This is a genomic window from Kineococcus anabasis (genome assembly GCF_054590795.1).
The window spans coordinates 73,528-85,680 of sequence record NZ_BAAIHU010000003.1; the positions used below are offsets into that span (position 1 = coordinate 73,528).

12 protein-coding genes are annotated in these 12,153 nt (G+C 77.7%); 8 read left to right on the forward strand and 4 right to left on the reverse strand.

The features are described from left to right. Positions 1 to 260: 260 nt before the first annotated feature. From ACYQBY_RS07335 to ACYQBY_RS07345, 3 genes are read right to left on the reverse strand one after another with little or no spacing between them, the layout of a single operon-like run. Positions 261 to 1,340: a hypothetical protein gene (locus tag ACYQBY_RS07335; protein WP_459643193.1), complete on the reverse strand. Its 1,080-nt coding sequence runs from the start codon at positions 1,338 to 1,340 to the stop codon at positions 261 to 263. Then, complete coding sequence (locus tag ACYQBY_RS07340) at positions 1,337 to 1,870, reverse strand: hypothetical protein (RefSeq protein ID WP_459643194.1); 534 nt, start codon at positions 1,868 to 1,870, stop codon at positions 1,337 to 1,339. Before ACYQBY_RS07340 ends, ACYQBY_RS07335 begins: the two co-directional genes overlap by 4 nt. Beyond that, entirely contained in the window at positions 1,867 to 2,343 is a 477-nt protein-coding gene (locus ACYQBY_RS07345; RefSeq protein WP_459643195.1) for a helix-turn-helix domain-containing protein, read from the reverse strand. Before ACYQBY_RS07345 ends, ACYQBY_RS07340 begins: the two co-directional genes overlap by 4 nt. A 283-nt stretch (positions 2,344 to 2,626) precedes the next feature. Here ACYQBY_RS07345 and ACYQBY_RS07350 point away from each other — a divergent pair, with 283 nt between their 5' ends. From ACYQBY_RS07350 to ACYQBY_RS07380, 7 genes are all read left to right on the forward strand, one after another. Further along, entirely contained in the window at positions 2,627 to 4,015 is a 1,389-nt protein-coding gene (locus ACYQBY_RS07350; RefSeq protein ID WP_459643196.1) for a MinD/ParA family ATP-binding protein, read from the forward strand. A 24-nt stretch (positions 4,016 to 4,039) separates the two neighbouring features. Further along, complete coding sequence (locus tag ACYQBY_RS07355) at positions 4,040 to 4,318, forward strand: hypothetical protein (RefSeq protein ID WP_459643197.1); 279 nt, start codon at positions 4,040 to 4,042, stop codon at positions 4,316 to 4,318. Positions 4,319 to 4,418: 100 nt separating this feature from the next. After that, complete coding sequence (locus tag ACYQBY_RS07360; protein WP_459643198.1) at positions 4,419 to 5,162, forward strand: hypothetical protein; 744 nt, start codon at positions 4,419 to 4,421, stop codon at positions 5,160 to 5,162. Between the two features lies 1 nt (position 5,163). Continuing rightward, entirely contained in the window at positions 5,164 to 6,678 is a 1,515-nt protein-coding gene (locus ACYQBY_RS07365; RefSeq protein ID WP_459643199.1) for a hypothetical protein, read from the forward strand. Then, complete coding sequence (locus ACYQBY_RS07370) at positions 6,675 to 8,294, forward strand: SCO6880 family protein (RefSeq protein ID WP_459643200.1); 1,620 nt, start codon at positions 6,675 to 6,677, stop codon at positions 8,292 to 8,294. The genes ACYQBY_RS07365 and ACYQBY_RS07370 overlap by 4 nt, the downstream gene beginning before the upstream one ends. A 38-nt stretch (positions 8,295 to 8,332) precedes the next feature. Further along, the gene (locus tag ACYQBY_RS07375) at positions 8,333 to 9,976 is read left to right on the forward strand and encodes an ATP/GTP-binding protein (RefSeq protein ID WP_459643201.1); all 1,644 of its coding nucleotides are present in this window, start codon (positions 8,333 to 8,335) and stop codon (positions 9,974 to 9,976) included. Further along, positions 9,973 to 10,449, forward strand: a complete 477-nt coding sequence (locus tag ACYQBY_RS07380; protein WP_459643202.1) for a hypothetical protein — start codon at positions 9,973 to 9,975, stop codon at positions 10,447 to 10,449. The genes ACYQBY_RS07375 and ACYQBY_RS07380 overlap by 4 nt, the downstream gene beginning before the upstream one ends. A 50-nt stretch (positions 10,450 to 10,499) precedes the next feature. Here ACYQBY_RS07380 and ACYQBY_RS07385 read toward each other — a convergent pair whose 3' ends face one another. Further along, positions 10,500 to 11,381, reverse strand: coding sequence for a hypothetical protein (locus ACYQBY_RS07385; RefSeq protein WP_459643203.1), 882 nt, complete (start codon positions 11,379 to 11,381; stop codon positions 10,500 to 10,502). A gap of 97 nt (positions 11,382 to 11,478) precedes the next feature. On the opposite strand from ACYQBY_RS07385, the gene ACYQBY_RS07390 reads away from it, so the two are divergent. Next, positions 11,479 to 12,141, forward strand: a complete 663-nt coding sequence (locus ACYQBY_RS07390; RefSeq protein WP_459643204.1) for a class I SAM-dependent methyltransferase — start codon at positions 11,479 to 11,481, stop codon at positions 12,139 to 12,141. Positions 12,142 to 12,153: the final 12 nt, after the last annotated feature.

Genomic DNA, 12,153 nt, shown 5'->3' on the forward strand with positions numbered 1-12,153 from the left:
AGGCGCGCGGGGACGGACAGAGGGCGCTGCGGACGCGGCACAGGTCGACGTGCCGGCGGAGCACGCTGCGGCGGTCCAGCGCCGCGCGGCCGGCCGTGGTCCTCACGTCTGCTCTCCCATCGGTCCTGGCGGGAACACCCGGACCCTGTTCCGGGGGGATTCCGCGGCGTCGGTGGGCCGGGTCCCCCGGCCGCCCCGGACGGCGTCCCCGAACCCTATCCGATTGTCGGTCTGGAAAGTCAACAATGCGCCGGCCGGGCTCAGCGCACCGAGATGTGCAGGTGGTCGAAGTGCCCGCCGGTCACGTCGCCCGGGTCGTACACGCCCCCGCCGCCGTAGGGCCGCCAGCCCTCCGCCGCGCGCGCCGGGGACCAGATCCGCCCGTACCAGACGACGTAGGAGATCCCGGCCTGTTCCGCGCTCGCCTGCAGGTCCGCGGCCAGGGCGTCGCCGCGCGCCTTCTCCTGCGCGCTCGGCATCCGCCCGCCCCGGCCGGGGAACACGTCGCACGCCCGCCCCTGCGGGTGGTCGCTGCGGGGGTTCCACGCGTGCGCGTCCCAGCACGACGTCGACCAGCCGCGGGCGGCGAGCTGCTCGTACAGGGCCGCGGCCCGCGGGGTCAGGCAGCCCCGGCCGGTGGAGGGGTCCGGGCGCACGCTGCACCCCTCCGGCGACAGGGAGGCGGCCCCCGTGAACAGCCCGCCGCTCCCGCCGCCGCCCGTGCCCGGCGCGCACGGCAGGTCCCCGGCGGCGGGCAGGCTCGCGGCCAGGCCCTCCTGCCCGCCGAGGGTCCCGACGAGCCGCACCGCCTGCTCCCAGTACCGCTCGTAGTGGTACGGGTCGGCGTTGCGCTGGGTGCGGTGCGCGGCCAGGGTCGGGGCGAGGGTCTGCCAGCCGGGCACCCGGCGCAGGGCGAGGAAGAAGTTCGTGGCCGCGGTCCGGGGGTCCATGCGGTCGGCGTAGGAACCCCACGCGCCGTTGGCCCGCTGCTGGAACAGCCCCCGCGAGTCCGGGCCCACGGCGTCGCCGCGGTCGAGGTTGCGCAGCCCCGACTCCCCGAGGGCGGTCATCACCCCGATCGTCTGCGCGCGGGCGTCCAGGCCGAGGTCCCGGGCCGCGGCCATGACCTGGGCGGCGTTGGCGACCTGCTCGCCGGAGAACTCCCCCACGCGCGCGGGCAGCGCACCGGGCGGCGCCAGCGGCCCGGTCCCCCCCGACCCCGGGACGCACGCCGTCCCGGCCGGCGCGCCGCCCGCGCCGCCGACGAGGAGCGTCATCGCCCCGCAGCTCCCCGCGAGCAGCACGAGCGCCGCCGCGGCCGCCCACACCGCGCGGCTCATCGCGGCGGGTCGCAGCGCTCGACCAGCCAGGTCCCCCCGGCGCGCACGAGGGTCACCGTGTAGACGCCGTCGTCGGTGCCCGCGGTCACCGACGCCACGAACGCCGTGGTGGCCGGCGCGAGGCGGGCGCTGGCCGCGTCGACGCTGGAGACGGGGACGTTCTCCACCGCGGTGGCGGAGTACACCTCCGCCGCGGCGGGCGTGAGGAAACCGGACACCCCCTGCCACCACCGGTCCTGGGGCAGGTCCCGGCGGGCGAACGCGCGCAGGAACCCGACGGCCCGCTCGACGGCCTGCCGGGCCTCCTCCGGCCCCGGCTGCTCCGGGACCGCGGCCTCGGTGGGGCCGTTGTCGTCGAGCGGGGGCGGCGCCGGCGCGGGGGCCGTGCCGAGGGGTCCGGCACCCCCGCCGGGTGCTGCGGGGCCCCCCGCGGAGGAACCGGGGCCCCGGGCCGGTCCCGGCTCCTGCGGGCCCGCGCAGCCGCACAGCAGCGCCGCGCCGAGCAGGGCGGCCGCGCTGGGACGCCTCATGCGGGCTGCCCCGGCTGCGGGCGCGCGCCGCCGTCGGGAGTCAAGGGGCGCCCGGCGGCGATGCGGTCGCGGACCGCGGGCCACGACACCCGCCACTCGTGCCCCGCCTTGCGACCGGGCAGCTTTCCCTCGCGCAGCAGGAGCGCGACCGTGCGCCGGGGCAGGCCGAGCAGCTCGGCGAGCTGCCGGGTGCCGACCACCCCGGGCTCGGGGACCGGCTCCCCGCGCAGGAGGACCTCGGCGGCGTCGGGGCCGGCGACGCTGCTCAGCAGGGCGGGCGCCCAGAAGCGCCACTGCCCGCCGACCCGGGTGCCCGGGACGCGGCCGTCGAAGGCCCAGCGGCGGACCGTGGAGCGCGGTGTGGCGGTCAGCTCCGCGGCGCCGCGCAGGTCGGTGAGGAGGGGGTGCATCGCCGGGCCGGCCACGGGGAGCGGGCCGGGCGCCGCCACCGGACCCGGCGGCCGTCTGCTCACCCTGACCGCCTCCCGCAGCGAACCGACCGTGCCGCCCGCCGAAGTTACCTGTCACGTCTTGCTACGTCCAGTAACATGTCAGCACGACCGGATACGTTCTCCCCGGTTCAGGACCTGCGGGATTACTTGTCACCATCAATGACGTTCAGTAGCGTCGGACGAGGGCCTGCTTCCCCCCGGATGCCCGCGAGCGGTGGCCGCCCCGGTCGCAGCCCTCGCTCGTCCGGTGCCGGTCCTGTCCCGTGTCGGATGTTCGAGGTTTTCGGTGTCTGGAAGGACGACGATGGCTGGAGCCAGCCAGGGAAGCCGCCCACCGCTCCTGGCGGGCGCCGAGCGCGTCACGAAGTACCGGGAGGCCGCCGAGCAGGCGGCCCGGGAGGCGGGCGCGGACGACGAGACCGCCCGCCGCGTCGGCGAGGCCGCCCAGCAGGCCATGCAGCAGCAGGTCTCCCAGCAGCAGCAGGTCTCCCAGCAGCAGGTCTCCCAGCAGCAGGGGGGCGACCTGCAGGTCACCACCGCCGAGCCGGGCGCCCCGGTCGTGCCCGCGCCCCCGCGGCCCGGCCGCCGCGCCGCGGAGCCCAGCGGCACCGAGCTGTTCTTCCCCGACGCCGCACCGGCGGACCCCGCCGAACCGCCGGCACCCGCCGCACCGGCGCCGCCGGCGCCCGTGGGGGAGTGGGCCACCGCGATGGCCGCCACCCTGCGCGACCCCGAGGCCCCCGCCCGCTGGGGCTGGCGCGGCCGGCTCGTGCGCAGCTCCGGCGGCCTGCTGCGCCTGGCCCCCACGGCGCAGGAGCAGGCCCACCGCGACGCCATCACCACCATCCGCCGCGCCACCTGGCGCCGCGCCGTCAACGTCCTCGTCGCCAACCCCAAGGGCGGCGTCGGTAAGACCCCGACCGCGCTGCTGCTGGCCGGTGTCCTCGGCCACGTCCGCGGCGGCTCCGTCGGGGTGTGGGAGGCCGCCGAGAGCGTGGGCACCCTCGCCCGCCGCGGGGAGGGCGAGCCCGTGCAGGGCCTCGCCGAGCTCCTGCGGGGCGCCGCCGGCATCCGCTCCGCCGGCCACCTCGGCGGCTACGCCTCGCCCCAGACCTCCCACGCCGACGTCATCGGCTCCGTCGGCTCGCGCCCGGTCCTCACCGCCGCCGACGTCGTGACCGCCCGCCGCGTCCTCGACACCTACTACCGGATCACCGTCACCGACACCGGCAACAACCCCGGTCACGAGGCGTTCCACGCCGCGATGCACACCGCCGACGTCGTGGTCATGCCCTGCCTGGTCTCCATCGACGCCCTCGCCGGCGCCGAGGAGGTGCTGGAGGTGCTGCGCTCCGCCGGTGCCGCCGACGGCCTCGCCGCCAGGGCGGTCGTCGTCCTCGGCCACGACGGCGGCCCCGAGGACCCCCGCGTCGCCGCCGGCCTGCGCGCCCGGCTGGACGAGCTCGGCGTGCACGCCGTCGTGGAGGTCCCCTTCGACCCGGTCATCCGGCGCGGCGGGGAGATCACCCTGTCCGCCCTCAGCGAGGAGTCGACCCGCGCCTGGACCGCCGCCGCGGCCGCCGTCGTCGACGCCCTGCGCGCGGCGCCCACCGACACCGACCTGGTGGCCGCGTACGCGGCCACCGCGACCGGGGCCGCGCCGGGCGCCTCCCCGGTCGTCGACGTCCGCTGACCCGCGTCCCGAGGAGATCCCCAGGTGCAGAACCCCCTCGACGGCATCATCCCCGACTTCAGCATCTTCGGTGCCGAGTTCACCGAGGTCTGGCAGAAGATCGCGGCCGGCCTCTGGGGCATCGCGATCCTCATCGCCGTGTACCAGCTCGGCGGCGGGATCCTCGCCATCGCGCAGAACCGCGACGGGCACCCCGTGGCGCTGCGCGCCGCCAAGCGCGAGGCGCAGGCGGCGGCCCTCGCCCTCGGCGGCCTCGTCTGCCTCGGCGTCATCGTCGGCGCGATCATCTTCCTGTTCAGCTGACGGGGCGGCCCCCGACCAGCGGGGCCGCCCCCGCCCCGCCCTCCCCGCCGCGGACGGGCACGCTCCCGACGCGCCCGACCCGTTGCACCGGAGGAACCGCATGAGCAGGTGGCCGCACGGCGCCCCCCGGGGGAGGCCCGCCGCGGGAACCTCCCGCGGTGTCCCGCGGGGCGCCCCGTGGTGGGCGTGGGTCCTCGTGGCCCTGCTGGCCGCCGGGGCCGCCGCCGCCCTCACCGCGGCCCTCCTCGTGCACCGCGACCGCGACGGGGCGCCCGCCCCCCTGCGCGCCCTGCCCGCCGTGGCCCCCGCCCTCGCGCAGGTCCCCGGCGGCACCGCCGCTGCGGCGGCACCCGCGGCGGGGGCGCCCGCCGCCGACGGCTGCCTCGGCGGGCCCAGCGACCTCGACGCGGCCGTCGTCGCCGCGCAGCGCGCCCCCCTCACCGACGCCGGCGCGGCGTCCTTCGCGGCGACCCTGCTGCGCTGGGCGACCGCCACCCCCGCGCCGCCGCAGCAGGCCGCCACCGCCGCCGCCGTGCTCACCGCCGACGCCACCGCCGCCGCCCGGAACCTGTCCGGGACCCACGACCCGGAGAGGACCACCCTGACCACCTCCCTCGCCGACGGCCGCTGGTACGTCGAGTCCTCCCGGCCCGGTGAGGCCGTCGTGTCCGTCCTCGCCCGCGCCAGCGGCACCCGCGAGGGCGAGCCGCAGGGCGAGGCCTGGCTCGCCGGCTCCCTCGTCCTCAGCTCCGCCGACGGCGTCTGGCGCCTGCGGGACATCACCGGCGCGCGGTCCGTGGACGACCTCCTCGACGTCGGCACCCCCTACGCGGGGGGGTGCTGACGTGGGCGCCTGCGACATCCCCGGCGTGGAGTTCACGCCCATCTGCGTGGGCATGCGTGCCCGCGAGGCCGCGCGCGAGGTCGTCAGCTTCGGCACCGACCCGTTCGGCTACATCGCCCAGCACCTGCAGGTCGCCTCCGCGTCCCTGGCCGGCACGGTGCTGCCGGAGATGCGGCAGGTCACCCACCCCGACCTGTCCGTGGAGTGGTTCCTCTCCGCCTACCGCGTCAGCTTCGCCCTGGCCGTCTTCACGTGGGTCGTGCTGCTCGGCTGGAACTTCGTCCTGCGCTCGCGCCGGCGCGTCTCCACCGGCGAGCTCGTCGACACCATGGCGTTCTACACCCCTCTCTTCCTGGTCGCGGTGCTACTCGGGCCGCTGCTCGGGACGCTGCTGCTACGCCTCACCGGCGCGCTGACGGACGGCATCGTGGCGTGGGGGGTGGTCTCCAGCACCGAGGAGACGACCCGGCACCTCCAGGAGGCCATCGCCGCGGGAACCTCCACGCAGATGGCCGGCGGCGCGATCATCGCGATCGTCCTGTTCGCCTGCCTCATCGTGGCGCTGCTGCTGGCGCTGCTGACGCTGCTCGTCATGATGGTCACCCTCTACCTGACCGGCGCGATCCTGCCGCTGTCCCTGGTGTGGCTGACCCACCCCCACCAGCGCGGCAAGGGGATGCGCCTCGTCGTCGTCTGGATCGGGATCTGCTTCTCCCAGGTGCTGCTGTTCCTGCTGCTGGGCGTGGCGTTCCGGATGATCGGCGGCCTCGCGACGAGCTTCGCCGCCCCGGAGATGCGGACCCTGGCGAACCTCGCCGTCGCCGTCATCGCCCTGCTGATGGCCACCCTCGCCCCCGTCGGGCTGCTGCGCTTCGCCCCCGTCGGGCCGAGCGCCCCGCCGCTGAACGGGCCCTCGCTCCCGCTGCCGGGCTCCTCCGGCCGGCGCTACCAGGAGTCCGCCGACGACTCCCAGACCGCGCAGCTCTCCCGCTCCGCCGAGCCCGCGCCCGTGGAGGACGACGAGCCGCTGCCCGCCGGCTCCGGGGGCTCGGGCGGCTCCGGCGGCATCCTGGGCCTGGCCGCGCGCCGCACCGCCCCCGCGCCGTCCGCGGCCTCGGGCCTGGGGGCCGACAGCGCGCCCCGGGCCCGCGACGACGCGGCGGGCGCGCAGCCGGCCCGCGCCGCGCAGGCCTCCGGCGCCGACAGGGACGGCCCCGGCGCAGGACCCCGCGCCGACGAGACGCGCGTCGACGCCGGTGCGGCCGCGGCCCGGGCCGGGGAGGACGCCCGCCGCGGCGGGCGCGGCCTCGGAGGCGCCGGTGCCGCGCTGGCCCTCACCGGGGTCGGGGCCGCGGCCGGGGTGGCCGCCTCCGCCGCCGGCGAGGTCGCCTCCGGCCTCGGCGGTGCGTCCGCGCGCACCGCCGAGCTCGCCCGCTCCGGCGGGGAGGCCGCCGCCGAGCAGATGCAGCACGGCGAGGACCCCGAGGCCGGCGCGGGCACCGGGGAGCGGGCGTGAACACCCGCGTCCTGGGCGGTGAGCACGGGCGCCGGGGCTTCTTCGGCGGGACCCGCAACCGGCCCCGCACCATCGGCCTCGTCCTCGTCGGCGCCCTCGGCGCGGTCGCCATCCTCACCCTGCAGCTGCCCGGTCTGGTCGCCACCGTCCTCGCCGCCGCCGTGGTGCACGCCGCGACCGTCCGCACCCACCGCGGCTCCCCCCTCGCCCGCTGGCAGTCCCGCCGGCGCTGGCGGGAGCGCGAGCGCCTCGGCACCGTGGACTTCCGCCCCGTCGCCACCCGCCCCGGCGACCTCGACCCCGGCGCGGCGACCCGCCAGGAGCGGGCCCGCGCGCAGCGGGAGTGGAACTCCTACCGGGACTGGCCCGACGGCGCGGAGGGCATGCACTGGCTGCAGCGCGAGCGCGGCAGGCCCGGCATCGCGTGGCACACCCCCACCGGGGAGGACGCCTGGCTGTCGGTGGTGTTCAGCGTCGAGGGGCAGGTCCGCGGCATCGAGTCCGACGCGTTCCTCGACTCCGCCTCCGTCGCGTTCGGCGCGATGCTCGCCCGCTACGGCTCCCCCTCGCAGCTGCCCAACCGGGTGCAGACCATCACCCGCGTGCTGCCCGTGGACAGCGCGTACCACGAGGCGTGGGTGTGGGAGCACCTCGACGACTCCTCCGCCCAGGCGCTGGACGCCCTCATCGCCTCCTACGACGAGGTGGTGCGGCTGGTGAACCGCAGCGGCCTCATGCAGCGGCACTACGTCGTCGTCCGCTGGCCCCTCACCGGGCAGTTCCTCGCCGCGGCGCAGCGGCGCGGCCCCGCCCAGGAGGGCTGGCGGGAGCTGATGGCCGAGGAGGTGCGCGCCGTGCGCTCGCACCTGCGCAGCGCGAAGCTGGGGAGGGTGGAGGCCCTGTCCGCCGCGCAGGCCGCCGCGGTGCTGCGCCACATGCAGCACCCGTCCTGGCCGATCGACCAGGCCGCCGACGTCGACGTGGACGCGCCGTGGCTGCCCAGCCGCGACGAGTGGTCCGCGTGCGTCGTCACCGCCCCCGGCCCGGAGGGGGAGGAGGAGCAGTGGTGGCACCGCACCGCGCTGCTGCCCGTGGACGCGTTCGAGACCGGCCAGCGCACGTCGTTGTGGCTGGCGCCGCTGCTGTCGAAGATGCCGCACCCGATCGTGCGGACGCTGTCCCTGCAGGCGGAGGTCGTGCCCGCCGCCGACGCCCGCGCCGCGGCCCGCATGGACGTCACCACCGACGTGGCGGACCTCGCGGCGCAGAAGGAGAAGGGCGCGCTCACCGACGACGAGCTGCGCGTCGGGCTCACCGCCGCCCGCCAGCGCCTGGCCGACCTGGAGCCCGGCTCCGGGCACCACGGCGTGGGCTGGACCGGGCACCTGACGATCTCGGCGCGCTCGCGCCGGGAGCTGGTCGAGGCGACGTGGAAGGTCACGGAGGCCGCCAACAACGCGGGCATCGCGTGGCTGGAGTGGCTGGACACCCAGCAGGCCGCCGCGTCCGCGTGCACGTGGCCGCTGGCCCGGGGGATGCGCCCGATGGACGCCTCCACCAGCTCGGTGCTGCGCTCCCTGCTGACCGGCACCGGCAACCGGGAGGCGATCTCCTGATGCGCCGGGCCCCGAAGCACGGAGCGAGGTCGGACCTGATGAAGGCCGGGCCGCTGGCACCGGAGGCGCCGGCGCGCCGGATGCCGTTCCGGGTGCGCAACCCCGCCACCGTGGACGACCTGATCGACGACCTGACCACCCCGGAGGCCGCGCCCGGAACGGCACCGGGGACGGCGCGGGGAACCGTCCCGGGAACCGCTGCGGGAGCTCCCGCCCGGGAGCCCGCCGCGCCGCCGGACCCGGACGCCGCGCCCGCGCGCCGGCGCGGGCTGCTGCGGCGGCGCACCGCCGAACCGGACCCCGGGCAGGGCGGGGCCGGGGAGGCCCGGCCCGGGGAGCTGGAGCTGCCCGAGCCACAGGGTTTCGGCGTGCGCGCCTCCTTCCGCCGCGCCCGGCGGGGCTGGTACGCGCCGCTCGCCGCGCCCGCCCTCACCACCACCCGCCAGGCGGAGGTCCTCAACACCGCGATCGTCGCCGCGCCCACCGACCCGTACGGCATCATCATCGGCCGCGACCGGCTCTCCAACACCCCCGTGGCGCACGACCCGTTCACCGCCTACGAGAAGGGCGAGATCACCTCCCCGGCCGTGGTGGTCCTCGGCGTCGTCGGCGCCGGCAAGTCCAGCCTGCTCAAGACCGTCTACGTGATGCGCCCGCTCATCCTGCGCAACCGCCGAGTCGTCGTCATGGACAAGAAGGACCGCGGCGGGCAGGGGGAGTACGCCGAGCTGACCCGGGAGTTCGGCACCGAGCCCCTGCGCTTCGTCGTCGGCGGCGGCGGGACCACTCTGAACATCCTCGACCCCACGGTGCTCGCCGGCTCCGGGGTCGCCGGCCAGGCACGGCTGCTGTCCGCGCTGGCGGAGCTCGCCAACAACGGTGTCCCCCTCGATGCCAAGCGCGAGCGGCCCGCCCTGCGCGCCGCCCTGCGCGCCACCCTGCAGCGCGCCGAGGCCGACGGCCGCGTGCCCGTGCTGGCCGACCTGCTGCCCCGGCTCGGGGAGGTCCACGCGGAGTTCTCCGACCACTCCCCGAGCGCCAGGGAGAAGATCCACCAGGCGGGCCTGAACGTGCGGCACCTGCTGTCCGCGCTGCTGTCCGACGAGCTGTCCGGCCTGTTCGACGGGCACACCTCCCCCAACGTGCGGCTGTCCGAGCGGCTCACCACGTTCGACATCTCCCAGCTCCCGGACGAGTCCCCGGCCGTCAGCATGGTCATGGCCGTGGCCAACGTGTGGCTGCTCGGCACCCTGCGCTCCCACCGGGGGCTGCGCACGAACTTCATCGCCGAGGAGGGCTGGGACCTGGTCGGCGGCCCGGGGGGCCGGGTGTTCCAGCGCAACTCCAAGCTCGCCCGCGGCCTGGGCCTGTCGAACATCGCCGCCCTGCACCACATCGCCGACATCCCCGAGCACGACCCGGCGGTGGCGATGCTGAAGGAGGCGCAGACCGTGCACCTGTACCGGCAGGACCGCGCCGAGGACATCGACGCCTGCATCCGGATGTACAACCTCGACCGCGGCGCCCGGCACACCCTGGCGAACCTGGAGAGCGGGCACCACCTGCTGAAGATCGGCAACCGGCGGGAGATCCACGTCGAGCACGTCCGCTCGCGCCTGGAGCGCGGCCTGACGGACACCGACGAGGCGATGGTGTCCGGCCCGGGGGGGCGGCGGCTGTGAGCGGGCGCGAGCTGCCCGCCGGCACCGGTGCCGAGGCCGTCGAGCCGCTGATCTCGTGGCGCACCCGCGCACGGCTCACCCTGGTCGCGATGCTCGCCGTGGTGGGCCTGGCCTGGCACGTCGCGGTGGCGTGGACGTCCCCGGCCGTACAGGTGGGCGACCCGCGCCCGACGCTGCGGGCGGCCACCCGGTTCCAGCCGCTGGCCGGGCTCGGGGACGGCGCCCCGGCGCACCCGGGGCTGACTGTGGCGCTGTGGGTGCTGCTGCTCCTCCTCGAGCTGACCGCGTTCCTGGCGTGGGCGTGGTTCCGCGGTTCCCGCCGTGCGCGCAGGCGCCGCGCCGAGGGCACCGTCCCCGGGGTCCAGGTGCCCGACGGGGCTCCGCCGTGGCGGGAGCAGCCGCCGCACCCGCGCCGGCACGTGCGCCGCTGCGCCCGCGCGTCCGCGTCGGACCTGCGCCGCCGCAGGCGCTGATCGCCCGCCGACGCCGAGCCCCGGTTCGCACTCGGGGTGCGGCAGCGGCCTCAGTCCACCACCGCGGCGGGCGGGCACGCGTCGCACAGCTCCGACGTCAGCTCCGCCACCGCGAGCTGTCCCAGCGGGGCGGGCATCGCCGTCACCCAGTGCCGCACCCGCTCCGTGGAGCGCAGCGCCACGTCCCGGTACGCGAACGGGAACCGGGCCGGCACCGGCGCCTGCCGACGCAGCGCCGCCAGCACCCCGCGCCGCTCGGCGGAGACGAGCACGACCGGGTAGATCGGGCCCTGCCACGGCCAGCCCGACAGCCGCGCCGCGAGCTCCGCGTTGACCTGCTCGACCTCCCACCAGCGCGCCGCGAACCACTCCGTGAGCAGCACGTCCCCCGTCAGGAGCGCGTCGCCGCGCTGGGTGAGGGGGCCGTGCACCGGCAGCGGTGTGGCGAGGACGACCCCCGCGGGCCCGGCCAGGACGTGCGCGATGCGGTGCTCGGTGCCGGGGGCGAGCCGGTCGTGCAGGACGGTCCAGCCGTGCCCGCGCAGCTCGTCCAGGGCCCGCGCGGTGCGCCGCTCGCGCTGGATCTGCACCGTCAGCTCCCGGTCGGCGGCGCCCCGGCGGTAGCGGGGCACGAGCAGGGCCGCCGCGACCGCCAACGCGAGCACCGCGCCCGGCAGCGGCCCGAGCACGGCCAGCACCACGGCGGCGACGCAGAGCGCCACCGCCACCCACACCCTGCGGTCGCGGCGCGCCGGGCCGCGCTCGGCCGCCCGCAGCGCCCGGTGGCGCTCACGGGCCTGCACCAGCGAGCCCGCCGGGCCGGCGTCGCGGCGCGTGCGGGGGGCGATGTACGGCACGAGGGGGGCGAAGGAGCCCGCGTCCCCGCGCTCGGGCCTCGCGTCCTCCGTCACCGTGCCTCCCGACTCGCTCACCGGCCGCACCCTCGCCCCGGCCCTGCAGCAATGTAACCGCGGACGGAGATCCAGTGCGGCAGCCCGGGCGGGGCGCGCCCTGGTGCAGGCTGGGGCGGTGACGACCCGCCCGCCCGAAGACCCCCGGCGCGCCCTCGTCGTGGCGCACACCCGCCCCGCCCGCCCCGAGCTGGTGCCGGAGGTGCTGCTGCGGCTCACCGAGGACACCACCGCCCTGTGGCAGCGCCTGGAGGCCGACGGCGGCCCGGCCGGCTCCGAGCCGCCCTTCTGGGCCGCCGCCTGGGCCGGTGGGCAGGCCGTCGCCCGCTACGTCCTGGACCACCCCTCCACGGTCGCCGGGCGCACCGTCCTGGACGTGGCCTCCGGCTCGGGCCTGTGCGCCGTCGCCGCCGCCCGGGCCGGGGCCGCGCGGGTCCTGGCCGCGGACATCGACGAGCTGAGCGTGGCGGCGGTCGCGGAGAACGCCGCCCTCAACGGCGTCGCCGTCGAGCCCGTCCTGGCGGACCTGCTCGCCGCGGACCCGCCCGCCGTGGACGTCGTGCTCGCCGGGGACGTCTGGTACGAGCGGCGCATGGCCGAGCGGTTCCTCGCGTGGCTGCGCCGCTGCCGCGACGCCGGCGCGGACGTCGTGGTGGGCGACCCCGGGCGGGCGTTCCTGCCGCGGGAGGCGCTCGTGGAGGTGGCGCGCTACGACATCACCGCCGACGAGTCCCTGGAGAGCGCCGCGGTGCGGCACGCGGCGGTGTTCCGGCTGCGCTGAGCGGGCGGTCCG

Coding starts and splice junctions, on each gene's coding strand:
- ACYQBY_RS07335 (WP_459643193.1), bottom strand. CDS start 1,340: ATGAGCCGCGCGGTGTGGGCGGCCGCGGCGGCGCTCGTGCTGCTCGCG.
- ACYQBY_RS07340 (WP_459643194.1), bottom strand. CDS start 1,870: ATGAGGCGTCCCAGCGCGGCCGCCCTGCTCGGCGCGGCGCTGCTGTGC.
- ACYQBY_RS07350 (WP_459643196.1), top strand. CDS start 2,627: ATGGCTGGAGCCAGCCAGGGAAGCCGCCCACCGCTCCTGGCGGGCGCC.
- ACYQBY_RS07360 (WP_459643198.1), top strand. CDS start 4,419: ATGAGCAGGTGGCCGCACGGCGCCCCCCGGGGGAGGCCCGCCGCGGGA.
- ACYQBY_RS07375 (WP_459643201.1), top strand. CDS start 8,333: ATGAAGGCCGGGCCGCTGGCACCGGAGGCGCCGGCGCGCCGGATGCCG.